Genomic DNA, 23,694 nt, shown 5'->3' with positions numbered 1-23,694 from the left:
ACACCACTGATGCCTGGATCTTGATCGAATCGATTCGAACCGATCCGATCCAATCCAACCCAATCCGAACTCCCCACCATGAATACGCCGGAGAGATCAGTTCGGTTCCCGTTCCGTCCCGTTCGTCACCCCCAAGTGCGCCCGCAGCCGGACCATCGCCTCCGCCGGCGCGTCCAGATGGTCCAGGCCCAGCAGGGCCGCACCCAGCACCGGCGGAGCCGTCACCACGCGGATGACCGCCCTCGGGGCGCGAGCGGCCAGGAGTTTCGCGATCTGCTCGTCGAGTTCCGGATGGCGGGCGGCCAGCACGCTGCCGCCCAGCAGCACCGGCACCTCCTCGTCCAGCAGGCCGAGGCGGCACAGCGCGACCGTCGACAGGGCGACGACCTCCTCGGCCAGCCGGCGCACGAGCGACCGGGCGATCGGGTCGCCCGCCGCGCTCGTGGCGAAGAGCACCGGGGTCAGTTCGTGCCTGCGGGCGTACGGGAGGCGGCCCAGGTGCAGCGCCTCGATGAGGGCGTACATGCTGTCGAGGCCGAAATGCGCCGGGAGCGTCCGCATCAGAGCGGTCGGTTCGCCGCGCCCGTCCTCCGCGCGGGCGGCGAACCACAGGGCCTCCTCCGCCAGGCCGGCGCCACCGCCCCAGTCGCCCGAGATCCGGCCGATCGCCGGGAAGCGGGCGGTCCGGCCGTCGGGGAGCATCCCGACGCAGTTGATGCCGGCCCCGCACACGACGGCCACGCCGCGCGGTTCGGCGTCCCCCGGGAGTCCTGCGCGCAGGATCGCGAAGGTGTCGTTGCGCACCTCGCTGGTACGGCCCCAGCCGCGCGCCTGCAGGGCCGCCGCCAACTCGCGCTCCTCCACCGGGAGGTCGGCGTTGGCGAGACAGGCGGAGACGTGCGAGACGAAGGGACCGCCCCCAACGCCCGCACCATTCGCACCGGACAGGTCCGCGAGGCCGGCCGCGGCGGCAGCCGCCCCGACCGTCTCCGCGAGGGCGTCGACGGCCGCCCCGACCCCCACCGCCGGTGGCTGGAACCCACCCCCGCGGGCCTTCCCCAGCACGCTGCCGTCGGCGGCGACCACCACCACGTCGGTCTTGCTGTTGCCTGCGTCGATGGCGAGTACCGCGGGAGAGGTGCTGTCGGTCAGGCCCACGCCAGGTGCTCCCGGTTGTGGGCGATCAGACGGTCGGTGAGCGCCTCCGCGTACGCGTACTGGCCGACCAGCGGATGCGCGAGCAGCGCCTTGAAGACCCGGTCCCGGCCGCCGTGCAGAGCCGTCTCCAGCGCCAGGTCCTCGTACGCCGTGACGTTGGCGATCAGCCCGGCGTACAGCGGGTCGAGTGCCGGTACGGCGAGCGGCACGGCCCCGGTACGGTCCACCCGCGCCTGCACCTCGATCACCGCGTCGTCGGCGAGGAAGGGCAGAGTCCCGTTGTTGTACGTGTTGACCACCTGTACCGCGCCACCTCCGTCGCCCAGCAGCGAGGCCGCCAGATCCACCGCCGCCTCCGAGTAGAAGGCGCCGCCGCGCTTGCCCAGCAGCGCGGGCTTCTCGTCCAGCGCCGGGTCGCCGTACATCGCGAGGAGTTCCTTCTCCATGGCCGCGACCTCGGCCGCCCGCGAGGGCTTGGTCCTCAGTTGCCGTACGGCCTCGTCGTGCCCGTAGAAGTACCGCAGGTAGTACGAGGGGACGACGCCCAGGCGGTCCAGCACGGCCCGCGGCAGCCGCAGGTCGTCGGCGATGGCGTCGCCGTGCTCGGCGAGCAGCCTCGGCATCAGGTCCTCGCCGTCCGGGCCGCCCAGACGCACACCCAGCTCCCAGGTGAGGTGGTTGAGGCCCACATGGTTCAGATGCACATCGGCCGGCACCACATCCAGCAGCTTCGCGAACTTGCGCTGGAAGCCGACGGCCACATTGCACAGGCCGACGGCCTTGTGGCCGGCCTGGAGAAGGGCCCGGGTCACGATGCCGACCGGGTTGGTGAAGTCGATGATCCAGGCGTCGGAGTTGGTCCGCCTGACCCGCTCGGCGATGTCGAGGACCACCGGGACGGTCCGCAGCGCCTTGGCCAGCCCGCCCGCGCCCGTCGTCTCCTGGCCGATGCAGCCGCACTCCAGCGGCCACGTCTCGTCCTGTTCGCGGGCGGCCTGCCCGCCGACGCGCAGTTGCAGCAGCACGGCATCGGCGCCTGCGACGCCCGAGTCCAGATCCGACGTCGTGGTGATGAGCCCCGGGTGGCCCTGCTTGGCGAAGATACGGCGGGCCAGCCCGCCCACCAGCTCAAGCCGGTCGGTCGCGGGATCGACGAGGACCAGCTCGGTGACCGGGAGGGTGTCCCGCAACCGGGCGAACCCGTCGATCAGTTCAGGGGTGTAGGTGGATCCGCCACCCACTACTGCGAGCTTCATCTGGGGTCAGCCCTTCACTCCGGTCAGCGTGACGCCCTCGACGAATGCCTTCTGGGCGAAGAAGAAGAGGACGATGACGGGTGCCATGACCAGGATGGTGGCCGCCATGGTCAGATTCCCTGAGGCGACCTTCCCCGCGACGAGCGGCTGCGTGTAGTACTGCATGGTCCGGATCACTCCGGTGACCACGGCGAACATCACGATGGGCGAGATGTTCGGCAGGGTCACGAAGCGGAACCGCTGCCACGCGCCGGCCCCGTCCAGGTCCGCCGCCTCGTACTGCTCCTTCGGTACGTCGAGCAGCGGCCATGAAGATCACCATCAGGTCGCCGACGCCCCAGAGCGCGAGCGCGGTGAGCGCGGGCTTGGACCAGCGGCGACGTTGTCCTGGATGGCCTTGACCTCGCCCGGCGCGCTCCAGCCGTGCCAGAAGCTGATCGTGACGTCCTTCTTGGGGTCGTCGTCCGCCGCGGTGCCGGTCCGGCCCGTACATGCGGAGGCGAGCACGGATATCGCGGCGACGGCGACGGCAGCGGTCAGTCGGCGGCCTTCGCGCAGGGCGAGTCTGGGCATGGCGGTGTCTCCCTGAGGCGGACGGTTCCGATGAGGGGGGCGGGCGGAGCAGGGGTGCTGCGGTGGGTCAGCGGGAGGTGTCGAAGACCTCGTCGCGGGTGGTGGCGAGGGCGCTCTCCAACGCGCCGCGCAGCACGGGGTGTTCCTGTACTTCGCCGATGACGAGTCGGGGCCGGGACGCGGCGAGTTCGGCCAGTTCTGCCTGGACCAGCTCCCGCAGGGGCTCCCCGCCGGCGGCGATGACCGCGCCGGAGAGCACGACGATCTCGGGGTCGAGGACGGCCACCATCGAGGCGAGACCGGTGGCCAGACCGGTCGCGAACGCTTCGAGCAGTCGGCGGTACGGGCCGTCGGCCGCGGCCGCCGCCGCCCGGGTCACCAGCGCCGTGGCCACCACGGTGTGCGGGCCGTGGCCGACGCCCTCGATGCCGAGCTCGCGGGCCAGCCGGGGCAGTGCCTGCGCGCCTGCCAGTTCCTGGTAGCCGCCGCTGTTGGCCTTGGTGACCTGCCGGACGAGCGGGGTGCCCGGTACGGGCATGAACCCGACCTCTCCCGCACCGCCCGTCCAGCCCCGGTGCAGCCGGCCTCCGAGGACCAGGGCGGCACCGATTCCCTCCTCGTTCCACAGCAGGACGAAGTCCTCGTGGCCGCGGGCGGCGCCGAGGCGCTGCTCGGCGATCGCCGCGAGGTTGACGTCGTTCTCGTACTCGACGGGCATCGGCAGGACGGCCGCGAGCTCGTCGAGCAGGGTGGGGGACTGCCAGCCGGGCAGGTGGCTGGCGTACCGCAGCCGTCCGGTGCCCGGGTCGAATGCGCCCGGGGTACCGATGACGAGGCGGTGCACCTCGGTGCGGGTGAGGCCGGCGGCCCTGACCGCGCCGTCGAGGGCCTCGCAGACCTGCCGTACGACACTGTCCGCCCGGCGGCCGGGCGTGGGCAGCTCGAACTCGCCGACGGTCTCGCCGGTGATGTCCGCGACGGCGGCCAGGGTCCGCTCGGGCGTCACGTCGAGTGCGGCGACGTGGGCCGCCCGCGCGTGGACCGCGTACAGCTGGGCATTGGGGCCCGGCCGCCCCTCGGTGGTACCGGTGGCGACGACCAGTCCCGCCGCTTCGAGGCGGGCCAGCAGCTGGGAGGCGGTCGGTTTGGACAGACCGGTGAGCTTGCCGATCTTCGTACGGGAGAGCGGCCCGTGCTCCAGCAGGAGATCCAGCGCGGCCCGGTCGTTCATGGCCCGCAGTACGCGCGGTGTTCCGCGTGTACCGGCCATGACCTCACCTCCACTGTTAGGAAAGTTTCCTATTTCATGGAAGGAACGTAAGGCGCACGTCGGGGAGCAGTCAATGGTCTGCGCCCCCGAGGCAACCAGAGTGTTACCTGCGGGGGCGCAGAGAGCGTTTTCGCTACGGGGTCAGGGCTTGGGCAGGGCTTTGTCAGGGCTTGGCCAGGTTCGGCTGCGGGATCGGCGAGGCCGCCAGCGACTGGGGAGACGTCGGGCTGGCGAGCGCCGACGGAGCCGCCACCGTGGCCGCCGGGTCCGGCGCGGCCGCCTCGGTGGCCACCGGCAAGCCGCCGACGATCCGGATGCCGGCCGCGTCGAACGCCAGCTTGATGCGCCAGCGCAGCTCGCGCTCCACACCCAGGGCCTTGCCCGGCATGGTCTTCGCGGAGACGCGGATCGTCACGGAGTCCAGCAGCACCGCGTCCAGGCCCAGGATCTCGATCGGGCCCCACAGCCGCTCGTTCCACGGCTCGTCCTTCGCCATCCCCTCCGCGACCTCGGTGATCACCGCACGCACGCGCTCCAGGTCCTCGCTCGGGCGGACCTGGACATCCACCCCGGCGGTGGCCCAGCCCTGGCTGAGGTTGCCGATCCGCTTCACCTCGCCGTTGCGTACGTACCAGATCTCGCCGTTGTCACCGCGGAGCTTGGTGACGCGCAGTCCCACCTCGATCACCTCGCCGGAGGCGACGCCCGCGTCGACGGAGTCCCCCACGCCGTACTGGTCCTCCAGGATCATGAACACGCCGGAGAGGAAGTCGGTGACGAGGTTCCGGGCGCCGAAGCCGATCGCCACACCCGCGACACCGGCGCTCGCGAGCAGCGGGCCCAGATTGATGTCCAGGGCGCCCAGGACCATCAGGGCGGCTGTGCCGACAATCACAAAGGACGCGACCGAGCGGAGCACAGAGCCGATCGCCTCGGACCGCTGCCGGCGGCGTTCCGCGTTGACCAGCAGCCCGCCGAGGGCGGTGCCCTCGACGGCCTGGGCGCTGCGGTTCATCCGCGTTATCAGCTTGGTGATGGCCCGGCGGATCACGCTCCGCAGGATGGTGGCGATGACGACGATCAGCAGGATGCGCAGGCCGATGCTCAGCCAGACCGACCAGTTCTCCTCCACCCAGCCCGCGGCGTTGGTGGCCGTCTCCTGCGCTTCGCCGAGGGTGGCGGGCGCTTGTGGCACGGGGCCGGCCCACAGGGCGGACAACGACACGGCAGGAACCTCCAGGTGTAGCGGTCTGCCCGCCGGAAGGGGTGTGCGGGCAGACCAACCACACTAACGGGGCATTCTCTGTTCCCCCTGCAGTGTTCGAGGGAGAGACAAGCGTCACCTGGGGATGTACGGAGTGTGGCCGACCGCACATCCGCGCCGGACAACCCCTGGACCCCCGGCCGGAACTACAGGTGGGAAGGGGCGTGAAGGGGCATGGGCCAGGGCGGGCCGGGCGAACCCTCTGAGCCCGTTACCTGGACGTGGTGGCGCTTCGACCAGCCAGGAGGAGAGACTGAGAGCAGATCGTCCCGGCGCGAGCCACGCGCCGCCGGCGTACAAGGAGGCATCCGTGCCGCATGTCCTGGTCCTCAACGCGTCGTACGAGCCGCTCGGCGTCGTACCGCTCCGCCGCGCGCTCGTCCTCGTCCTTGAGAACAAGGCCATATGCCTCGAGGAGTCCGGCGCCTTCATGCACAGCGCTACCCGGGTCGTCCCCGCTCCCAGCGTGGTACGGCTCAAGCGATTTGTGCGGGTCCCCTACCGGGGGCCCGTTCCACTCACCCGCCGCGCCCTCTTCGCGAGAGACGGCGGCCGCTGTATGTACTGCGGAGGCGTCGCCACCAGCGTCGATCACGTCATCCCGCGCAGCCGCGGGGGGCAGCACGCCTGGGAGAACGTCGTGGCGGCCTGCCGCCGCTGCAACCACGTCAAGGCCGACCGCCACCTGCTGGAACTGGGCTGGCGGCTGCGCCACCAGCCCGCCCCGCCGTCCGGCCTCGCCTGGCGGATCATCGGCACCGGTCATAGGGACCCGCGCTGGCTGCCCTACCTGCAGCCGTACGGCGCGGAGGCCGCGATGGCCCGGATCGACGGCATCTCTGCCTGACGAATCCGGGCCTTTGTCATCCAGCCCCGGCGCGGCCGGCCGGTGGCCGCTACGGGGCCGGGGTGGCCTTTTCCCGGGCGGTTTCCTCGACCGCGTACGCCTCCACCGACCACAGGGAGTATCCGAACCTGGTCGCCCTGCGGTCGCCCTGGATGCGGATGAAACGGGTGTCCTTCGCGTCCATCCGGACCGGCTCGCGGCCGCCCTCGCCGTCCGCCACCGTGGCCGCCGTACGCCAGACGCGCCCGTCCGCCGAGACCTGGATGCGGTAAGCCGCCGCGTACGCGTCCTGCCAGTGCAGGACGACCTGCCCCAGCCGTACCGGACCCGCGAGCTCCGCCTGCCACCACGCGCCGTCCTCGGCCGGCGAGGACCAGCGGGTCCGCGGGTCGCCGTCGGCCGCCGCCGAGGCCGGGAAGTCGGCGGTCTCGTCGCCGGACGACGAGGCCCTGGCGCCGCGCACCAGATCGGGGCCGCCCGTGCGCGGGAAGGCCCGTACCGTCAGCGTGCGCTCCTCGCCCGCGAAGGAGACCGGCACCTCGTAGCTGCCCGCCGGGGTCCCCTCCGGGACCGTGACCTCCACCGGCACCGCGACCCGCGCGCCGCGCGGGACCGTGGTCTGTGCGGGCACCTTCACCTTGATGCCCTTGGGCGCCCTGGCAGCCAGCTTGCCGCGCACCTCACCCGCCCGCAGGGCCGCCAGTTCCGCCGCCACCCGCTGCGGGCGGCCGCCGATCTCCGCGTCCGTCTCGCCGCGCGCCAGCTCGAACCGGGCGTCCGGCTCGTCCGCGAACCACGGCACCACCCGGTGGACGGCCGGCGCGTCCCCGCGCCAGGCCAGCCGTATCGCGTCGGCGCGGACGCCCTTGGCGTCCGTCTGCGTCCAGCCGTCCCCCGACAGATCGCCGACCTTCCGCCAGCCCTCACCGGGTACGTGCGCCTCCACGGCCGCTCCGCCCCCCTCGCCCGGGGCCGTCATGGCCGTGACCGTCTCGACGGGCCGCGGCCGCTCCAGCCGTACGGTGTACGCGCCGGGGGACTCCGTCACCGTGCCCGCACCGCGGTCCGCACCCGTCCAGGCGTCCGACTCCTTGGCCGCCTTCGCCAGGAACGGGCCGAGCACACCCTTGCCCACCGTGACCCGGCTCTCCGACACCTCACGGCGCGCCTCCGCCAGTTCCAGCGAGGCCCGCCACGCCGCCGCGCCGTCCCCGCGCGACTGGGCGCGCAGGGTGTCGACCGCCAGCTCGCCGGCCCTGCCGTAGCGGGCCAGCTGGTCGATCCAGGGCTTCACCTCGTCGTCCAGCGCGCCGTCCGCCGCCCCCGCCAGCCGCTCCGGAGCCTCCCGCATCACCGTGAACGCGGCGCGCAGCCGGTCCGACGCCGTATCCAGCGCCGACCGGTCCGTACCACGCCGGGCCTTCCAGAAGCCGTCGATCAGCGGGCGGAGATACGCGGACTCGTCGCCGCCCAGCACGGACGAGGCGTCGTTCCCGGCCAGCGCGCCGAGCGCCTCCCGGGCCTTCGGGTCCCCGCCGGCCAGATCGTCGAGGGCTGCCCGCCAGGACTCCTCGGGCCGGTAGCCCTTCGGGTTCCAGGCGAAGTCGGCGGCCGTGAACAGCGGGATACGGGAGGCGGCGGCCTGCTCCATGGCGTTGGCGAGCAACGCGGCTGAGCCGCCCGCTACGGCCGGCTCGCGGCCCGTGTAGGGGCCGAGGAAGATACGGTCCTGCGCGTAGTCGTTGACCGGGTAGTTGTCCATGGTGACCATCGGGTGGCGGAACACCTCCCGCGCGCCCACCAGTTCACGTCCCGTGATCGTCTTCGGTACGACCCCGACGCCCGTCCACGCCACCTCGACCCGCGCGTCCAGCTCGCGGGCGAGCGCCTGCCGGTACTCCGTACTGCTGTCCTGGTAGAACTCGGTCGGCATCAGCGACAGCGGCCCGGCGTCCGGGTACCGGGCGGCCAGATGCTCCGCCACCGCTCCCGCGACCCGGGACTGCGCCTTCGCGGCCGCCTCCGGGCCCGAACCGAAGCGGTTCCGGTCGGCGCGGCAGTGCCACTCGCTGTAGCTGACGTCCTGGAACTGCAGCTGGAACGCCCGCACACCCAGCGCCCACATCGCGTCGATCTTGCGCTTCAGCGCCTTGACGTCGTGGTCCGACGCCAGACACATGGCCTGCGCGGGTGCCACCGCCCAGCCGAGCGTCACATGGTTGGCGCGGGCGCGCTCGGCCATCGCCCGGAACTCCGCCCGCTGCCCGGCCGGGTACGCGTCACGCCAGCGGGCCTGGCGGTACGGGTCGTCGCCGGGCGCGTACAGATAGCGGTTCTGCTTCGTACGGCCCATGAAATCCAGCTGCGCGAGCCGCTGGTCCAGCGTCCACGGCCGGCCGTAGAACCCTTCGGTCATGCCGCGTACGGCCGTGCCGGGCCAGTCCCGTACGACGACGCCGGCGGCGGTCCCCTTCCGCACCAGCTGACGCAGTGTCTGTACGGCGTGGAACAGCCCGTCCGCGCCCTCCCCGGCAAGCGCGACGGTGTCCCGGCCGGCGGCCCGGCCGGCCGCGATCCGGTAGCCGCCCGCCGGCAGGTCGTCTCGGGCCGACGCCCCCAGGGCGCGCAGCGCCTGCTCGGCGCCGGCGCCTCCCACGTGCACCACCGGACCGTGCGCGGGCAGCGGCTGAAGAGGGGTGAGCGTGCGGACGGTACGCACCCCGGCTTCGCGCAGCAGGGTCCGCAGGGCGGCCACGGCGTACGGATCGGCGTCGGGCGGGGTGACGAGTGAGACCTCGTCGCCGAGAGGCACCGCCGTGCCCGTGGCGCGTACCGACTGCGGCCGGGGCCAGACGGAGGGCAGCGCGCCGCCGTCCTGGTCGGGCACGGTCACGGCGGGCGTACCGGGGGCAGGCGTTCCGGGGGCGGGCGGTGCCGCGTGTGCGCCGGGCGCGCCGCCGAGAAGTCCGCCGATGACCGCCACTGCGACGGCTGTCGCGCGATTCCTGCGCCGGAGCTGCACTGCGTCTCCTCGTCGTCGCTCGTGCTCGTACTGCGCTCGTACTGCGCGTCTGCCTGCGCTCGGCTGCGCGTTCGGTACGGACGAGCCCGAGCCCACCACCCGCGCGAAGAGGTGTCAATGTGTGTGGCCGTTGTGCCTGATTTGCCCGGGGTGTTGCGGGCGGGTGTCCACCCGTGCGGTGAACTGGCTGTGACCCGGGACACGTTCTCGCGTTGTATACGTCTGTGGCCGCTCCCGCTGGGTAGGCCTGCGGTGTCCCGCTCCCCACACCATGGAGGCTTCCATGGCCACGTCGGCCGAACTGCTCCTCTCCGCCCTCTCCAAACAGGTACCGGGTCCCGAGGGGACCTGCGCCTGCGGCTGCGCCGAGCCGCCACTGACCAGCGAGCCGCCGCTCGCCGACGCCGCCCCGCTGACCAGCGAGCCGCCGCTCGCCGACGCCGCCCCGCTGACGAGTGAGCCGACCGCCATGGGCACGGCCTCGGACATGGGCGTGTAACGGCTCACTCATCCGGCCCACCTCTCCGGGGGACTGTCGCCATGGCCCTTGCCCGGCTCGCCGCACTGCACGGTGTCGCAACCTCCTACGCGCCGTCCCCGGACGTCACGGTCCAGGTGCCCGACAGCACGGTCGCCACGGTGCTCGCCGCGCTGGGCGTCGACGCGTCGACCCCCGCGGCCGTACGTACGGCACTCGCCGCCGAGGAGTCGGCGGTGGCGCAGCGACTGCTGCCCCCCACTGTGGTCGTGTGGCCGCACGCACCGCTCCCCGACCCGCTGACGGCCCTCCCGCCGGACACGGCTCTCCGGGTCGAGACGGAGCAGGGGCAGACGGTCGACTGGGCCCCGGCCACGGGCCCGGACGGCGCGGAGGCGGGACAACTGCCCCTCGGCGTCCACCGGTTGCATGTCCGTACCCCCGACGGACGGACCGGGCAGGCCGCCCTCGTCGTCGCTCCAGCCCGGCTGCCGCAGCCGCCCGGCCGCAGTCACGGCTTCCTCGTCCAGCTCTACTCGCTGCTCTCGCAGCGCTCCTGGGGCATGGGCGACCTCGGAGACCTCGCCGAACTCGCCGCCTGGTCGGGGCGGGCGCTGGGGGCCGGGTTCGTCCAGGTCAATCCGCTGCATGCGGCCGTGCCAGGGACGCCCACCGACCCGTCCCCGTACCGGCCGTCCTCCCGCCGCTTCCCCGACCCCGTACATCTACGGGTCGAGAACGTCCCGGAGTACGCCTACGTGGCGGACGCGGACCGGGCCGAGCTGGAGCGGATCACCGAACAGGCCGCTCTGCAGCGCGAGTCCGTCCTGAGCAAGGGCGCGCTGATCGACCGGGACGCGGTGTGGGCGCTCAAAAGGGAGGCGCTCGATCTGGTACGGAAAGTCCCGCTCGGCCCCGGCCGGCGGGCCGCGTACTGCGACTTCCTCGCCGAGCAGGGGCAGGCCCTGGAGGACCACGCGACCTGGTGCGCCTTCGCCGAGGTGTACGGCTGGGACCGGCGCTCCTGGCCGGCCGGGCTGGCCGACCCGCGATCGCCCGAGACCGACCGGGCCCGCCGTGAACTGCTCGACCGCATCGACTACCACTGCTGGCTCGCCTGGCTGACGGACGCGCAGCTCGCCGCCGCGCACCGCGCCGCGCTCGACGCCGGCATGGGAATCGGGCTGGTGCACGACCTGGCGGTCGGCGTGCACCCGGACGGCGCCGACGCCTGGGCCCAGCGGGACGCGTTCGCCGCCGGGATGTCGGTCGGCGCCCCGCCGGACGCCTTCAACTCCCGCGGGCAGGACTGGGGTCTGCCGCCGTGGCGCCCGGACGCTCTCGCCGCCTCCGGCTACGCCCCGTACCGGGGCCTGCTGCGCGGACTCCTGCGGCACGCGGGCGCGCTGCGCGTCGACCATGTGATGGGACTGTTCCGGCTCTGGTGGATTCCGCAGGGGTGCGAGCCGACGCAGGGGACGTACGTCGGCTACGACGCGGAGGCGATGCTCGCCGTGCTCGCCCTGGAGGCACACCGGGCCGGAGCCCTGGTCGTGGGAGAGGACCTGGGCACGGTCGAGCCGGGCGTGCGCGAGGCCCTGGCCGCGCGGGGCGTGCTCGGCACCTCCGTGCTGTGGTTCGAGCGGGACTGGGACGGCACCGGCCGCCCGCTGCCGGCGGCGGGCTGGCGGGAGGCATGCCTGGCCACGGCCACCACGCACGATCTGCCGTCGACCGCCGCCCGGCTCAGCGGTGACCATGTCGAGCTGCGCCACCGGCTCGGCCTGCTCACCCGGCCGCTGCCGGAGGAGCGCGCGGCGGACGCGGTCGAGGTCAACGAGTGGCTGGCGCTGCTGACCCGGTTCGGCATGCTGCCGGACGGCGGCCACGACGAGGAGGCCGCGGTCCTCGCGGTCTACCGCTTCCTGCTCGCCACCCCCGCCCGGATGGTCGGCGTCTGGCTGCCGGATGCGGTCGGCGACCGCCGCCCGCAGAATCTTCCCGGCACCTGGGACCAGTACCCGAACTGGCGGCTGCCCGTCGCCGACGCCGAAGGGCGACCCGTCACGCTGGAGGAACTGGCCGCCTCGCCCCGGCTGCATGTGCTGATGGACGCCCTGAAGGCCGAGCTCCGACCCCGTACGGCACCCCCGGGCGCGCGGCGCACTTAGGCGTTCGCTACGTTTGCACCGTGGACAAGAAGAACGCCCTGCGCGCCGGCGCTGTCACGGCCGGTACGACGCTGATGATGCTGCTCATGTCGTCCCCCGCGTTCGCGGCGATCCCCGACGACGGTGACGACCCGGGCCCCGGCCTGAGCGTGGCCGAGACACTCGGCCTGTACGTGGGTGCGCCGATCCTGCTCTTCCTGGTGATCGCGGGCCTCGTGATGGCCGGGGACAAGTCCCGCAAGCAGGGCTGACCCCGACCCCGCCCGGACTCTCTCCCCGAGGGCGCCTTCGTCATACGACGAGGGCGCCCTCGGTGCGTTTGCAGATTAATCGTTCAGTTCTGCTGAAAGAAATGTACGAAAAGATTCGATAGACCTGAGCATTTCTGGGGTGCGACGGTAGGCCCCGTCAGCATCAGCACCCAGAGGGGCAAGGGATAACCCGTGGCAGTCCTGGACACCGTCCGTACCAGCTCGCACCAGCTCACGAAGGTGAAGGGGGCGAACGGGGCCGCCGGCCTCGGGCTCGTCCTCGCGGGTGTGGCGACGGTCGTGTGGTCCGGGAGCTTTGTCACCTCCAGGGCCCTGCACGACAGCGTCCCGCCCGTCCAGGCCGCCTTCTGGCGCTGGATCGTCGCGCTCGTCGCCCTCGCACCCTTCGCCGCCGGGCAGGCGTGGCGGCAACGGCGGCTGCTCCGCCGCCGGCTGAGATTCGTCGTCCTGGCCTCGCTGCTCGGCGTCACCGTCTACAACACCCTGGTCAACCAGGCCGGAATCTCCACCTCGGCCGGCAATATGGGCATGATCATGGCCGCTTCGCCGGTCCTCATGGCCCTGTTCGCCCGCATCGGCGGCGAACGGCTCGGCGCCCGGCGCACCACCGGCCTGCTGATCGCCGTCGCCGGGGTGCTGCTCCTGGTCAGCAAGGGCTCGGCGGCCCCGCACTTCGCGCCGGGCGATCTGTGGATGATCGCGGCGGCCCTCAGCTTCGCCTCGTACAGCGCGCTGCTCCGCCGCAAGCCCGCCGAACTCGGGGGACTGGCCTTCCTCTTCGCCACCTTCGTGCTCGGCGCGCTGATGCTGCTGCCCGCGTACGGGGTCAGCCTCGCGGCGCAGGGCGGCTTCGAGCCCACCGCCGGGACGGTCGGACCGCTGCTGTACGTCGGGGTGTTCTCCTCCGCGGTCGCGTTCTTCGCCTGGAACAAGGCGGTCGCGCTCATCGGCGCGACCCGCGCCGGGGTCGTGTACTACCTCCAGCCGGTCTGCGTCGCGCTGCTCTCCTTCGCCGTCCTGGGCGAGGCGACCGGCCCGATGCAGATCGTGTGCATGGCGCTGATCCTCGGCGGGGTCATGTGGGGCGCCGGGCGCCCGAAGTAAGCCCGTACGCTGCGGGTATGGCCGAGTGGGACAGATGGGACATCAAGAAGCTGCGGATCCTGCGGACTCTCAGTGAGTACGGCACGGTGACCGCGACGGCCGAGGTGCTGATGATGACGCCCTCGGCCGTCTCGCAGCAGCTGACCAACCTGGCCAGGCAGCTCGGCGTCACCCTGCTGGAGGCGCACGGGCGGCGGGTCCGGCTCACCGACGCCGCGCATCTCGTGCTGCGGCACGCGGATGGGGTTTTCGCCCAACTGGAGCGAGCTGACGCCGCGTTGGCCGGGTATCTGCGGGGCGACGCGGGCGAGGTCCGGGTGGGTGCGTTCTCGACCGCCGTACCGGCCCTGGTCGTCCCGGCCGTGGCACGGCTCCGCGCGAGCCGTCCGGGCCTGGAGGTGCGGGTCCGGGAGGCGGAGGCGGCCGAGGCGTACGAGCTGCTGTCGTCCGGGGCCGTGGACCTCGCCCTCTCCCTCGCGGCGCACGCCCCCACCGCCCGGGACCCGAAGTTCGCCCGGGTTCCGCTGCTCGCGGATCCGCTGGACGTCGCCCTGCCGGCCGGGCACCCGCTCGCGGACGCGCCGGGGCTGCGGCTCGCCGATCTGTCCGGCGAGCCTTGGATCTTCGGCGGCAGCGGGCCCTGGTCGGAGATCACCACAACGGCCTGCGAGGCGGCGGGATTCGTCCCGGAGCAGGCCCACTCGGCGGCCGGCTGGACCGCGATCCTCGCCATGGTCGAGGCCGGGATGGGCATCGCCCTGGTACCGCGGATGGCGGTCGCCGGCCGCGCGTCGGGGGTCGCCGTCCGGGTGCTGCACGCCGACCAGCCGCGCCGCCATGTTGTCGCGGCGGTACGGCGGGGGGCCGAGGAAGGGCTCGCGGTGGCGCGGGTGCTCGGCGCGCTGCGGGAGGTCGCCGCGGTGCGGGCGGACCAGAAGGTGAACCGATAGGTCATCAATCGATCCAAGTTACAGGGTCCTTGGCTGTGAGTATGCTCAACACACAGGCTAGTGAGGAGTGTTATCGATCAGTTGTGGGCAGAGTGGGGCCGCTAGCAACACGCCCCCCACGTGAACCCAGGATCCGGAGAACCGATGAACAGTAACCTCGTCATCCAGCCCCCCACTGATGGCCAGGCCTTCGACGAGAGCCAAGTCCCGCTGTACTACAGCCGCAAGACAGCAGACATCCTCCACAAGTACGGGCCAGGACCGCGTGTCCACTTCCATGTGGGAATGTTCGGCCACGACGCCAGGCCGAACACCACCGTCTCCCAGCGCATACTCAAGCGCCGCATAGTTGCCTCCCAGGAGGCGATAGTCGAGCACGCGGCCCGCGCCTGGGGGGCCCACAGTGCACCGCCGGCCCATCTCCTCGACATCGGATGCGGTGTGGGCGGCGGCTCGCTCTACTGGGCGCAGGAGCACGGCGCGAGAGTCACCGGCCTCACCGTCGCAGTCGAACACCTCACCGTCATCCAGGACTTCGCGCGACAGGCCGGTGTGGCCGACCGGGTCACCCCCCTCCTCGGCGACATTCACGACCTCGACGAGGAGCGGAAGTACGACGCCGCGTACGCAAACGAGAGCACCGGCTACATGGACCGCGAGCGGCTCTTCAAGGTCGTGGCCAGGGCGCTGAGGCCGGGTGGCTGGTTCGGGATCCAGGAGCACTTCATCTGCCGGCCCGAGTGGACCGAGTTCATCGACGGCTACTACAAGACACGGCTGGGCACGCTCCCCGAGTACATCGCCGCCGCCGAGGCGGCCGGCTTCGAGCTGGAGCAGGACGAGGACGTCACCGACCGGGTCGCCGAGTTCTGGGTGCAGTCCATGGCCTGGAACACCGCCGAGCTGGACCGTGTCGAGGCCTCTGGAGTCCGGTCCGCCTGGACGCGCGAGCGACTTCAGGAATCCACCATCACGCACGGCAAGCTGTTCCGCATCTGGCGGGACCACGCCCTGGAGACCCGGCTGCTGCTCTTCCGGCTGGGAGGCAACTGACCATGACTTCCGAGCACGGTCATCCCTCCCGCATCGGTTGGCAACTTCCGCCGTTCTACTGCCCGTTTGACGAGAGGCTCATCCACCCCAAGTCGGATGAGCTCGAACAGCGGGCCGTGGAGTGGCTCGACTCGTTCGGTCTCTACCCCGACGCCATCGAGCGGGCCTGGGGACTTGCCACCCGCAGCGCCGACTTCACCAGCCGGATCATCCCGTACGGCGAAGTGGAGATGATGCTCCTGTTCGTCGAGTGGAACTACTGGGCCTTCGCCGTGGATGACTGGCAGAACGCCGGATCGGCCACCTCACGGAGCGCGGACATCGCCGACCACGCTGTCCGGCTGGCCCGCACCCTGGAGATCCCGCGTCCCGGCGTGCTCCCCGCGGGCCCGCACACCGCAGCCCTCGAAGACCTCGCCGCCCGCACCCGTGCCGCGCTCTCGCCCTTCCAGCTGCGCAGATTCACCGAGGGAACCCGGGACTGGCTGTTCGGCGAGGGCTGGCAGACCTCCAACAGCGAGCGCGGGGTCATGCCGAGCCTCAACGACTTCTCGGCGATCCGTATGTCGATCAACGGCACCGGATTCACCGTCGCCTGGTGCGAGGCCGCCAATGGCATCCATGTCCCGCCCGACGAGCTGTACGCAGCTCCCGTGCGCGCCCTCACGGACGCCGCAGGCTTCATCGTCGGCTGCGACAACGACGTCTTCTCGTACAACAAGGAGGACCATCAGGAGCCCTGGGAGCAGAACCTCATCAACGTCGTGGCCCAGGAACTCGGCTGCACCCCCGCGCAGGCGCTGCCTGCGGCAGTGGCCGTACGGGACCGCGCGATGACGCTCTTCATCACGCTGCGCGAACAGCTCGCGAGGAAGGCCGGCAAGGAACTCGGCCGGTACCTCGTGGCACTCGGCCACTGGCTCGCGGGCAACATCGCGTACCACAACGTGGCCCCCCGTTACGCCAGCCCGCGCAACCGCCACGAGCTGCCCGTGGAAGGCGCCTCGTACCACATCACCTGGCGCGACACTCCGAGCGATGCGAGCACCGAGCCCCTTCCGGTGCCCGCACTCGCGTGGTGGTGGCAGCAACTGGAGGACTGAGCGAGCCCCGCAGGACGAAGGCCCCGCGGCTCCCCGCGGGGCCCTCGCACACCTCAGCCGTCAGCGACGGCTGAAAAGACTGCCCCACCAGGACCGCAGCCGCTCACGCCGCCCGCTCCGGGGCGCGGGTACGGTGACCGGCTGCCCGGGCTCCGGTGCCGCGGCCGCGGGCAGCGGCCGGGCTACGGGCGCGGGCTGCGCGGGCTGCGCCGCCCGGTCCGCGCCACCCTTCGGACACGGAGTGAACGTCACCGGAAGTGCGGTCAGATGCTGGGACATCAGCGTCCCGCGCCACTGCAGTTCGGGTTCCGGTACGGCCAGCTCCAGATCGGGCAGCCGGGTCAGCAGCGCGTCGATGCCGGTGTCCGCGATGGCCCGGCCGATGTCCTGGCCGGGGCACTCGTGCGGACCGCTGCTGAACGCCAGATGCGAGCGGTTTCCGTGGACCGGTGTCGACAGATCGGGGCGGATCTCCGGGTCCACATTGCCGGCCGCCAGTCCGAGGATCAGCATGTCGCCGTCCTTGATCTGCTGGCCGCCGAGCGTGGTGTCGCCGGTCGCCCAGCGCGCCAGAACCGCCGTGAGCGGCGGCTCGTCCCACAGGACCTGCTCCAGTGCGTCCGGCAGCGTCATATGGCCGCCCGACAGACTGGCGCGGAACCGGCGGTCGGTGAGGACCAGCCTGAGAGTGCTGGCGATCAGGTTGGCGGTCGTCTCGAACGCCGCGACCAGCACGACCCGCAGATGCGTGACGATCTCCTCGTCAGTGAGCCCGGCGGAGTGCTGGAGGAACCAGGTGGTGAGGTCGTGCCCGGGAACGCTCTTCCTGCGCTCCACCAGCTGCGCCAGCGCTCCCATGACGTAATCGTTGCTGGCAAGGGCGGTCTCGGTGCCCTTGAGCAGATCGCGGGTTGCCTCGACGAGCCGCGGCCCGGACTCCTCCGGCATGCCCACCAGCTGGGTCATCACCAGCATCGGAAGTGGCTCGGCGAAGTCGGCGATCAGATCAACGTGCCCGTCCGACTCGAAGGCGTCGATCAGCTGGCCCGCGAAACGGTTCACATAGCGGCGGACACCGCGCCCCTCGAAGCGGTCGAGGGAGTCGGTGAGCGCACCGCGCAGGCGCTGGTGCTCTGTTCCGTCGACGAAAGTGCACACCGGCACCCAGGTGGTCATGGGGTTCAGCGGATGGTCCGCCGGGACCCTGCCTTCCCGCCGCTCGCGCCAGCCGCGGGGGTCACGGGTGAAACGCGACGGAGTGCGAGTGACGTCCAAGTTCTCGCGGTGACCGAGGACCAGCCAGGCCGGCAGGTCGCCGTGCACCAGGACCGGGGCCACCGTGCCGTGCTCGGCGCGCAGCTTCTCGTACAGACCCATCGGGTCCGTCTCGGCCTCGGGACCGTACAACCGACGCAGACCGTCGGGACCGAGACCGTGCGCCGGGCAGCCCGGCGGCGGGGTAGGGGGAGTGCTCACGATGCCTCCGGGGTTACGGCTAGGGAGTGCAGGTAGTGCATCAGGGTCATCAGGACGTCACGGGCGGACTCACGTCGTCGGGCGTCACACACGAGTAGCGGTACGGACGCCGGCAGATCGAGGGCGCTCCGCAGATCATCGAGAGAGTGTTCGGGCGCGTCGGGGAAGGAGTTGACGGCGACCACGAAGGGCACTCCGCGCTCCTCCAGCCGGCCGATCACCTCGAAGCTGACCTCCAGCCTGCGGGTGTCGACCAGCACAACCGCGCCCAGTGCGCCCTCGAACAGGCCGCGCCACAGGAACCAGAACCGCTCCTGGCCGGGGGTGCCGAAGACGTACAGCACCAGCTCCTTGTTGATGCTGATTCGGCCGAAGTCCATCGCCACCGTGGTGGCGGTCTTGCGCTCGACGCCCACCGTGTCGTCGACCCCGACTCCGGCCTGGGTCATCGTCTCCTCGGTGGTCAGCGGCCGGATCTCGCTGACCGAGCCGACCAGGGTCGTCTTGCCGACTCCGAAGCCGCCCACGATCACCACCTTGACCGCGGCGGTGGCCGTATCCGGCAGTATGTCCTCGCGCCGTGGCCCCGCAGGTGGTTCAGAGTTTCTGAAGTCCATCGATCACTGCCTCAATCAAAGCGCGGTCGGGAAGTTGGGCGGGGGGGACGGGCGCGCGTGCCAGCACCCGTTTCTCGGCCAGCAGATCGCTGAGCAGCACGGTCACGACGCTCACCGGCAGACCGGTGTACGCGGAGATCTCGGCAACCGAGAGCGGCGCCTCACACATCCCGATGATCGCCGCCTGCTCGGGTTGCATCCCGGGCTTGGGCCCGGACCTGGCCACGATCAGCGTGACCAGGTCGAGGCGGATGGGAGCGGACGAACCACTGCGGCCGCCCGTGATGACGTAGAGCCGCTCGGGGCTGTTGTCTTCCCAACCCTGGCCCGAGTCGCTCACGCGGTCTGCCCGTCGTGCCGGGGCGGACTGCTGAGGTGCTCTCCGATCCGGATCACCAGGTCCCGCATCCGCTGTCCCATCAGGCCCGCGTCCACGCCTTCGTCGGCCAGCACCGCGAGAAAGGCCCCGGCGCCCGCCGCCATCAGGTAGAAGAAGCCGCCGTCCATCTCGATGACGACCAGGCGCATCCTCCCCTCACTGTGTGGGAGCTCGGCGCCGACTGCGCCCGCGAGGCTCTGCAGTCCCGCGCATGCGGCGGCCAGCCGGTCGGCGGTGTCGGTGTCCGCGCCGTGCTGGGCCATGCGCAGCCCGTCCGCGGACAGGACGATCACGTGGCGGGTCTGCGGAACGCCTGCCGCCAGGTCCTTGAGCATCCAGTCCATATTGGCCCGCTGCTGAATCACTGCTGTTTCCCCTTGCTTGCCGACGTCGAAGAGCCGTCGCTGTCCTGTGTGGGGCCACCGGACAGGCCGCTCTGGAAGGCAGCCAGCCATACACCGGGCTCCACCTGCGATGCGGGCTCCGGCCCCTGCTCCGGCTCCGGCTCCGGCTCGGGCGCCGTCCGGACGGGGGCGGCCGGCTCAGTGATCCGGTTCTTGCGGCGCCGCTGCGGCAGACCGTTCGGGGACCGCTCGGTGACGAGCGGCGCGTCGTCTTCCTGCGCAGGCGGCAGCGGTCCGGTGGCCTGACGAGGGGGCTGCTGCCGTGGCGGTGAGGCCGCCCGGGGCCCGGAGGAGGTGCCGATTCCGTGCGCCACGCCGGTCGCGGCCGAGGCGGTGGTGATCAGGTCCTGCGGAACAATGAGGACAGCCCGTACACCGCCGTACGCGGAAGAGCGCAGCGCGACCTGGAAGTTGTACGCCTGTGCCAGTCGGCCGACCACGGCGAGGCCGAGCCGCGGGGTCTCACCCAAGTCGTTCAGGTCGATGCCCTGCTGGGCCTGCCAGAGCATGCGCTCGGCCCGCTTGCGGGCCTCCTCGCTCATGTTCACACCGCCGTCCTCGATCTCCACGGCAATGCCCGACTGCACCTCGACGGCGGTGAGGTGGACCCTGGTGTGCGGCGGCGAGTAGCGGGTGGCGTTGTCCAGCAGCTCGGCCAGCGCGTGGATGAGCGGTTCGACGGCGGGGCCGACGACGGCCACCTCGGAGACCGAGTGGAGGTCCACCCGCTGGTAGTCGATGATCCGCGACATCGCGCCGCGCAGCACGCTGTACAACGGAACCGCCCTGCTCCACTGGCGGCCGGGACGCGCCCCGCCGAGTACGGAGATGGAGTCGGCGAGCCGGCCGATCAGTGCCGTTCCGTGGTCGAGCCGCAGGAGATCGCCGAAGACATCCGGATTCCGGCCGTGCCGGTCCTCCATCTCCCGCATTTCCTGCGCCTGCTGGTGGACGATCGCCTGCACCCGGCGGGCGATGTTCACAAAGGCCCGCTGCGCTGAATCGCGGAGGTCCTCCTCGGCGACAACGGCATCGAGCGCCGAGCTCAGCACCGCCCGGTGCGCCGCCCGGAATTCGGGGGTCAGCCCCTGGTCGTTGAAGCCGCGTGCGTCCCCCGAGGTGAGCGCGGCGAGTACGTCCTCGGGGAACTCGTGCTTGCGCAGACGCTTGATCGCCTCGGGCAGCAGCTCCGAGGCCAGCCGGATGGTCTCGTCCTCCTGCCGCGACAGCGCTGTCTCCTGTGCCGCGACCTTGTCGCAGAGTTCTGCCACGAGCCGGCCTCGGCGGGCGGCCTCACCGGCGGCGACGGCGACGGCGACAACAGCCGCCCCGCCGATCCAGGCCACCGGGGTACGCGCCGACGAGGAGACCAGGGCCACGACGAGCGCGGTAGCCGCCGCGGTCGCAACGGCAGGCAGCAGCCATATGAACGACGCCGCGGACCGCGCGATTCCGGGCGGCGATTCCTCTCGGACCATCAGCACCCTCAAACCATCGAAAGAGAAGATCTTATGACGATGGGCGGGAGCATAACGGCTTGCGGCAAAGGAAGTTGACCGTACGTCACCCAGTTCACCGAACCGGGTGACGTGAGAACGCGGACCGCCCGCCCAATGCGGGGCGCACTGGGCGGGCGGACAGGTTCCGGTTGCTGCGAGAAGCTAGCCGGCAGCGGCGTCCGCCGCCTGGGCCTTCAGCGCCCGCTCGACACCGGCGCGGGACTCCGACACCAGGCGGCGCAGCGCCGCGTTCGGCTCGGCCGAGGCCAGCCACGCGTCCGTCACGTCCAGCGTCGCCTGCGAGACCTGAAGCGACGGATACAGGCCAACCGCGATCTGCTGGGCCATCTCGTGGCTGCGGGACTCCCACACGCCCTTTACCGCCGCGAAGAACTCCCCTACGTACGGGGCGAGCAGCTCACGCTGATCGGTCTGGACGAACCCGCCGATGACCGCTTCCTGTACGGCGTTGGGCAGTTTGTCCGATGCGACGACCGAGGCCCAGGCCGCCGCCTTGGCCTCGGCGGTCGGCCGGGCCGCCCGCGCGGTGGCGGCGTGCCGCTCGCCCGCCGCGGTCCGGTCCCGCTCGTACTCGGCGGTGATCTCCTGCTCGTCGAAGACACCGGTGGCGGCCAGCCGCTCCACGAACGCCCAGCGCAGCTCGGTGTCCACGGCCAGGCCCTCGATCGTCTCCTTGCCCTCCAGCAGCCCCGTCAGCAGGTCGAGCTGCTGCGGCGTACGGGCGGCGGCGGCGAACGCACGCGCCCAGGCCAGCTGGTGGTCACTGCCCGGCTCGGCGGCCCGTAGGTGCGTCAGCGCCGCCTCGGTCCACTGCGCCAGGCCCGCCTCACGCCAGTCGGGCGCCGCGTACAGGTCGATCGCCAACTTCACCTGGCGGTGCAGCGACTGGACGACGCCGATGTCCGACTCCTTGGCGATGCCGGAGAGGACGAGCGAGAGGTAGTCGCGGGTGGCGAGCTCGCCGTCGCGGGTCATGTCCCACGCGGAGGCCCAGCACAGCGCGCGCGGCAGCGACTCGGTGAAGTCGCCCAGGTGCTCGGTGACCATGGCGAGCGACTCGGCGTCCAGGCGGACCTTCGCGTACGACAGGTCGTCGTCGTTGAGCAGCACGACGGCCGGGCGCCTGCGGCCCACCAGCTCGGGTACGGCGGTCAGTTCACCGTCGACGTCCAGCTCGATACGGTCGGTGCGCACCAGCTTGCCGTCTTCGAGGTCGTACAGGCCGATCGCGATCCGGTGCGGGCGCAGAGTCGGCTCACCCTTCGCCCCCTTGGGCAGCGCGGGGGCCTCCTGCTTGACGGCGAAGGAGGTGAGCGTGCCGTCCTCGGCGGTCTCCAGCTCCGGACGCAGGACGTTGATACCGGCTGTTTCCAGCCATGCCTTCGACCAGCTGGTGAGGTCGCGGCCGGAGGTCTCCTCCAGCGCGCCCAGCAGGTCGGACAGCCGGGTGTTGCCGAAGGCGTGCGCCTTGAAGTACGCCTGCACACCGCGGAAGAACTCGTCCTGCCCGACGTACGCGACGAGCTGCTTCAGCACCGAGGCGCCCTTGGCATAGGTGATGCCGTCGAAGTTGACGAGCACGTCGTCGAGGTCACGGATGTCGGCCATGATCGGGTGCGTGGACGGCAGCTGGTCCTGCCGGTACGCCCAGGTCTTCTCCGAGTTCGCGAAGGTGGTCCACGCGTTCGGCCACTTCGAGCCCTCCGCGTACGCCTGGCACGCGACGGAGGTGTAGGTGGCGAACGACTCGTTCAGCCACAGGTCGTTCCACCACTCCATGGTGACCAGGTCGCCGAACCACATGTGGGCCAGCTCGTGCAGGATCGTCTCGGCCCGCCGCTCGTACGCCGCGTCCGTCACCTTCGAGCGGAAGACGTACTGGTCGCGGATGGTCACCGCGCCCGCGTTCTCCATGGCGCCCGCGTTGAACTCCGGCACGAAGAGCTGGTCGTACTTGGCGAAGGGGTACGCGTAGTCGAACTTCTCCTGGAACCAGTCGAAGCCCTGCCGCGTGACCTCGAAGATCGCGTCCGCGTCGAGGAACTCGGCGAGCGAGGGCCGGCAGTAGATGCCCAGCGGCACGGACTGCCCGTCCTTCTCGTACGAGCTGTGGACCGAGTGGTACGGGCCGACGATCAGCGCCGTGATGTACGACGAGATCCGCGGCGTCGGCTCGAAGCGCCAGACGCTGTCGCCCGGTTCAGCCCCGTCCGAATGTTGCAGTGGCGAGTTGGAGATCACGGTCCAGCCCGCGGGGGCCTTCACCGTGAACTGGAACGTGGCCTTGAGGTCCGGCTGCTCGAAGGAGGCGAACACGCGGCGCGCGTCCGGCACCTCGAACTGGGTGTAGAGGTACGCCTGCTGGTCGACCGGGTCGACAAAGCGGTGCAGGCCCTCGCCGGTGTTGGTGTACGCGCAGTCGGCGACGACCTTCAGCTCGTTCGGGCCTGCCGCCAGGTGCCGCAGCGCGATCCGGGAGTCCCGGAAAATCGCGGCGACGTCCAGCGACTTCCCGTTCAGCACGACCTCGTGCACCGCGGGCGCGACCAGGTCGATGAAGGTCTCGGCGCCGGCCTCGGCGGACGCGAAGCGCACGGTGGTCACGGACCGGTAGGTGCCGCCCTCCTGCGCCCCGCTCAGATCGAGATCGATCTCGTACGAGTCAACGGTGAGCAGGCGCGCCCGCTGCTGCGCCTCGTCGCGGGTCAAATTCGTGCCAGGCACGCGTTCATCTCCTTCGATGGTGACGTTGCCCGCCATCCTTCCACGGGCGTCCG

The 23,694-nt window shown here is 71.4% G+C and carries 19 protein-coding genes and 2 pseudogenes; 8 read left to right on the top strand and 13 right to left on the bottom strand.

From position 1 onward, the window contains the following. Nucleotides 1–96: 96 nt before the first annotated feature. From NLX86_RS06365 to NLX86_RS06340, 6 genes and pseudogenes are all read right to left on the bottom strand, one after another. Nucleotides 97–1,158: a BadF/BadG/BcrA/BcrD ATPase family protein gene (locus NLX86_RS06365; protein ID WP_254370593.1), complete on the bottom strand. Its 1,062-nt coding sequence runs from the start codon at nucleotides 1,156–1,158 to the stop codon at nucleotides 97–99. Beyond that, nucleotides 1,149–2,414: a 6-phospho-beta-glucosidase gene (locus NLX86_RS06360; protein ID WP_254370592.1), complete on the bottom strand. Its 1,266-nt coding sequence runs from the start codon at nucleotides 2,412–2,414 to the stop codon at nucleotides 1,149–1,151. Before NLX86_RS06360 ends, NLX86_RS06365 begins: the two co-directional genes overlap by 10 nt. A gap of 117 nt (nucleotides 2,415–2,531) precedes the next feature. After that, nucleotides 2,532–2,787, bottom strand: a pseudogene (locus NLX86_RS06355) (carbohydrate ABC transporter permease); the annotation flags it as partial. A 5-nt stretch (nucleotides 2,788–2,792) separates the two neighbouring features. Further along, nucleotides 2,793–2,972, bottom strand: a pseudogene (locus NLX86_RS06350) (ABC transporter substrate-binding protein); the annotation flags it as partial. An 82-nt stretch (nucleotides 2,973–3,054) separates the two neighbouring features. Further along, nucleotides 3,055–4,257 (bottom strand): ROK family transcriptional regulator, encoded by a 1,203-nt coding sequence (locus NLX86_RS06345; protein ID WP_254370591.1) that lies wholly within the window; start codon nucleotides 4,255–4,257, stop codon nucleotides 3,055–3,057. A gap of 163 nt (nucleotides 4,258–4,420) precedes the next feature. After that, complete coding sequence (locus NLX86_RS06340; protein WP_254370590.1) at nucleotides 4,421–5,482, bottom strand: mechanosensitive ion channel family protein; 1,062 nt, start codon at nucleotides 5,480–5,482, stop codon at nucleotides 4,421–4,423. A 349-nt stretch (nucleotides 5,483–5,831) separates the two neighbouring features. Here NLX86_RS06340 and NLX86_RS06335 point away from each other — a divergent pair, with 349 nt between their 5' ends. Further along, nucleotides 5,832–6,368: an HNH endonuclease gene (locus NLX86_RS06335; RefSeq protein ID WP_254370589.1), complete on the top strand. Its 537-nt coding sequence runs from the start codon at nucleotides 5,832–5,834 to the stop codon at nucleotides 6,366–6,368. A gap of 49 nt (nucleotides 6,369–6,417) precedes the next feature. Here NLX86_RS06335 and NLX86_RS06330 read toward each other — a convergent pair whose 3' ends face one another. Continuing rightward, nucleotides 6,418–9,390: a beta-N-acetylglucosaminidase domain-containing protein gene (locus NLX86_RS06330; RefSeq protein ID WP_254370588.1), complete on the bottom strand. Its 2,973-nt coding sequence runs from the start codon at nucleotides 9,388–9,390 to the stop codon at nucleotides 6,418–6,420. Nucleotides 9,391–9,673: 283 nt separating this feature from the next. On the opposite strand from NLX86_RS06330, the gene NLX86_RS06325 reads away from it, so the two are divergent. From NLX86_RS06325 to NLX86_RS06295, 7 genes are all read left to right on the top strand, one after another. Next, nucleotides 9,674–9,889, top strand: coding sequence for a hypothetical protein (locus tag NLX86_RS06325; protein WP_254370587.1), 216 nt, complete (start codon nucleotides 9,674–9,676; stop codon nucleotides 9,887–9,889). A gap of 41 nt (nucleotides 9,890–9,930) precedes the next feature. Then, nucleotides 9,931–12,039, top strand: a complete 2,109-nt coding sequence (gene malQ, locus NLX86_RS06320; RefSeq protein WP_254370586.1) for a 4-alpha-glucanotransferase — start codon at nucleotides 9,931–9,933, stop codon at nucleotides 12,037–12,039. A 20-nt stretch (nucleotides 12,040–12,059) separates the two neighbouring features. Next, entirely contained in the window at nucleotides 12,060–12,290 is a 231-nt protein-coding gene (locus tag NLX86_RS06315; RefSeq protein ID WP_254370585.1) for a hypothetical protein, read from the top strand. Nucleotides 12,291–12,530: 240 nt separating this feature from the next. Next, nucleotides 12,531–13,415: a DMT family transporter gene (locus tag NLX86_RS06310; RefSeq protein ID WP_254370701.1), complete on the top strand. Its 885-nt coding sequence runs from the start codon at nucleotides 12,531–12,533 to the stop codon at nucleotides 13,413–13,415. Between the two features lie 17 nt (nucleotides 13,416–13,432). Beyond that, nucleotides 13,433–14,365 carry a LysR family transcriptional regulator gene (locus tag NLX86_RS06305; protein WP_254370584.1) on the top strand — a complete coding sequence of 311 codons (933 nt, stop codon included), beginning with the start codon at nucleotides 13,433–13,435 and terminating at the stop codon, nucleotides 14,363–14,365. Nucleotides 14,366–14,509: 144 nt separating this feature from the next. Next, entirely contained in the window at nucleotides 14,510–15,418 is a 909-nt protein-coding gene (locus NLX86_RS06300) for a cyclopropane-fatty-acyl-phospholipid synthase family protein (protein ID WP_254370583.1), read from the top strand. Nucleotides 15,419–15,420: 2 nt separating this feature from the next. Further along, nucleotides 15,421–16,521 carry a hypothetical protein gene (locus NLX86_RS06295; protein ID WP_254370582.1) on the top strand — a complete coding sequence of 367 codons (1,101 nt, stop codon included), beginning with the start codon at nucleotides 15,421–15,423 and terminating at the stop codon, nucleotides 16,519–16,521. 60 nt (nucleotides 16,522–16,581) lie between these two features. Here NLX86_RS06295 and NLX86_RS06290 read toward each other — a convergent pair whose 3' ends face one another. From NLX86_RS06290 to pepN, 6 genes are all read right to left on the bottom strand, one after another. After that, on the bottom strand, nucleotides 16,582–17,997 hold the full coding sequence (locus NLX86_RS06290; RefSeq protein ID WP_254370581.1) for a cytochrome P450: 1,416 nt from the start codon (nucleotides 17,995–17,997) through the stop codon (nucleotides 16,582–16,584). Next, on the bottom strand, nucleotides 17,994–18,614 hold the full coding sequence (locus NLX86_RS06285) for an ATP/GTP-binding protein (protein ID WP_254370580.1): 621 nt from the start codon (nucleotides 18,612–18,614) through the stop codon (nucleotides 17,994–17,996). The genes NLX86_RS06290 and NLX86_RS06285 overlap by 4 nt, the downstream gene beginning before the upstream one ends. Continuing rightward, the gene (locus NLX86_RS06280) at nucleotides 18,595–18,954 is read right to left on the bottom strand and encodes a DUF742 domain-containing protein (protein ID WP_254370579.1); all 360 of its coding nucleotides are present in this window, start codon (nucleotides 18,952–18,954) and stop codon (nucleotides 18,595–18,597) included. The genes NLX86_RS06285 and NLX86_RS06280 overlap by 20 nt, the downstream gene beginning before the upstream one ends. Continuing rightward, the gene (locus NLX86_RS06275; protein WP_302061034.1) at nucleotides 18,951–19,337 is read right to left on the bottom strand and encodes a roadblock/LC7 domain-containing protein; all 387 of its coding nucleotides are present in this window, start codon (nucleotides 19,335–19,337) and stop codon (nucleotides 18,951–18,953) included. The genes NLX86_RS06280 and NLX86_RS06275 overlap by 4 nt, the downstream gene beginning before the upstream one ends. A gap of 17 nt (nucleotides 19,338–19,354) precedes the next feature. Continuing rightward, a complete protein-coding gene (locus NLX86_RS06270; protein ID WP_254370700.1) occupies nucleotides 19,355–20,875 on the bottom strand; it encodes a sensor histidine kinase KdpD in 1,521 nt (506 codons plus the stop codon). 183 nt (nucleotides 20,876–21,058) lie between these two features. After that, complete coding sequence (pepN, locus tag NLX86_RS06265) at nucleotides 21,059–23,641, bottom strand: aminopeptidase N (protein WP_254370577.1); 2,583 nt, start codon at nucleotides 23,639–23,641, stop codon at nucleotides 21,059–21,061. Nucleotides 23,642–23,694 lie beyond the last annotated feature (53 nt).

Source organism: Streptomyces sp. A3M-1-3, from assembly GCF_024213665.1.
Classification (GTDB): Bacteria; Actinomycetota; Actinomycetes; order Streptomycetales; family Streptomycetaceae; genus Streptomyces.
Note: the sequence above shows the minus strand (reverse complement) of the source record. Positions and strands in the feature narration are given on the sequence as shown.

What these genes read in the sequence shown, in the direction of transcription:
- malQ (WP_254370586.1), top strand. Translation starts at nt 9,931, where the DNA reads ATGGCCCTTGCCCGGCTCGCCGCACTGCACGGTGTCGCAACCTCCTAC.
- NLX86_RS06295 (WP_254370582.1), top strand. Translation starts at nt 15,421, where the DNA reads ATGACTTCCGAGCACGGTCATCCCTCCCGCATCGGTTGGCAACTTCCG.
- NLX86_RS06270 (WP_254370700.1), bottom strand. Translation starts at nt 20,875, where the DNA reads ATGGTCCGAGAGGAATCGCCGCCCGGAATCGCGCGGTCCGCGGCGTCG.
- NLX86_RS06275 (WP_302061034.1), bottom strand. Translation starts at nt 19,337, where the DNA reads ATGGACTGGATGCTCAAGGACCTGGCGGCAGGCGTTCCGCAGACCCGC.
- NLX86_RS06285 (WP_254370580.1), bottom strand. Translation starts at nt 18,614, where the DNA reads ATGGACTTCAGAAACTCTGAACCACCTGCGGGGCCACGGCGCGAGGAC.
- NLX86_RS06305 (WP_254370584.1), top strand. Translation starts at nt 13,433, where the DNA reads ATGGCCGAGTGGGACAGATGGGACATCAAGAAGCTGCGGATCCTGCGG.
- NLX86_RS06360 (WP_254370592.1), bottom strand. Translation starts at nt 2,414, where the DNA reads ATGAAGCTCGCAGTAGTGGGTGGCGGATCCACCTACACCCCTGAACTG.
- NLX86_RS06325 (WP_254370587.1), top strand. Translation starts at nt 9,674, where the DNA reads ATGGCCACGTCGGCCGAACTGCTCCTCTCCGCCCTCTCCAAACAGGTA.
- NLX86_RS06300 (WP_254370583.1), top strand. Translation starts at nt 14,510, where the DNA reads ATGAACAGTAACCTCGTCATCCAGCCCCCCACTGATGGCCAGGCCTTC.
- NLX86_RS06345 (WP_254370591.1), bottom strand. Translation starts at nt 4,257, where the DNA reads ATGGCCGGTACACGCGGAACACCGCGCGTACTGCGGGCCATGAACGAC.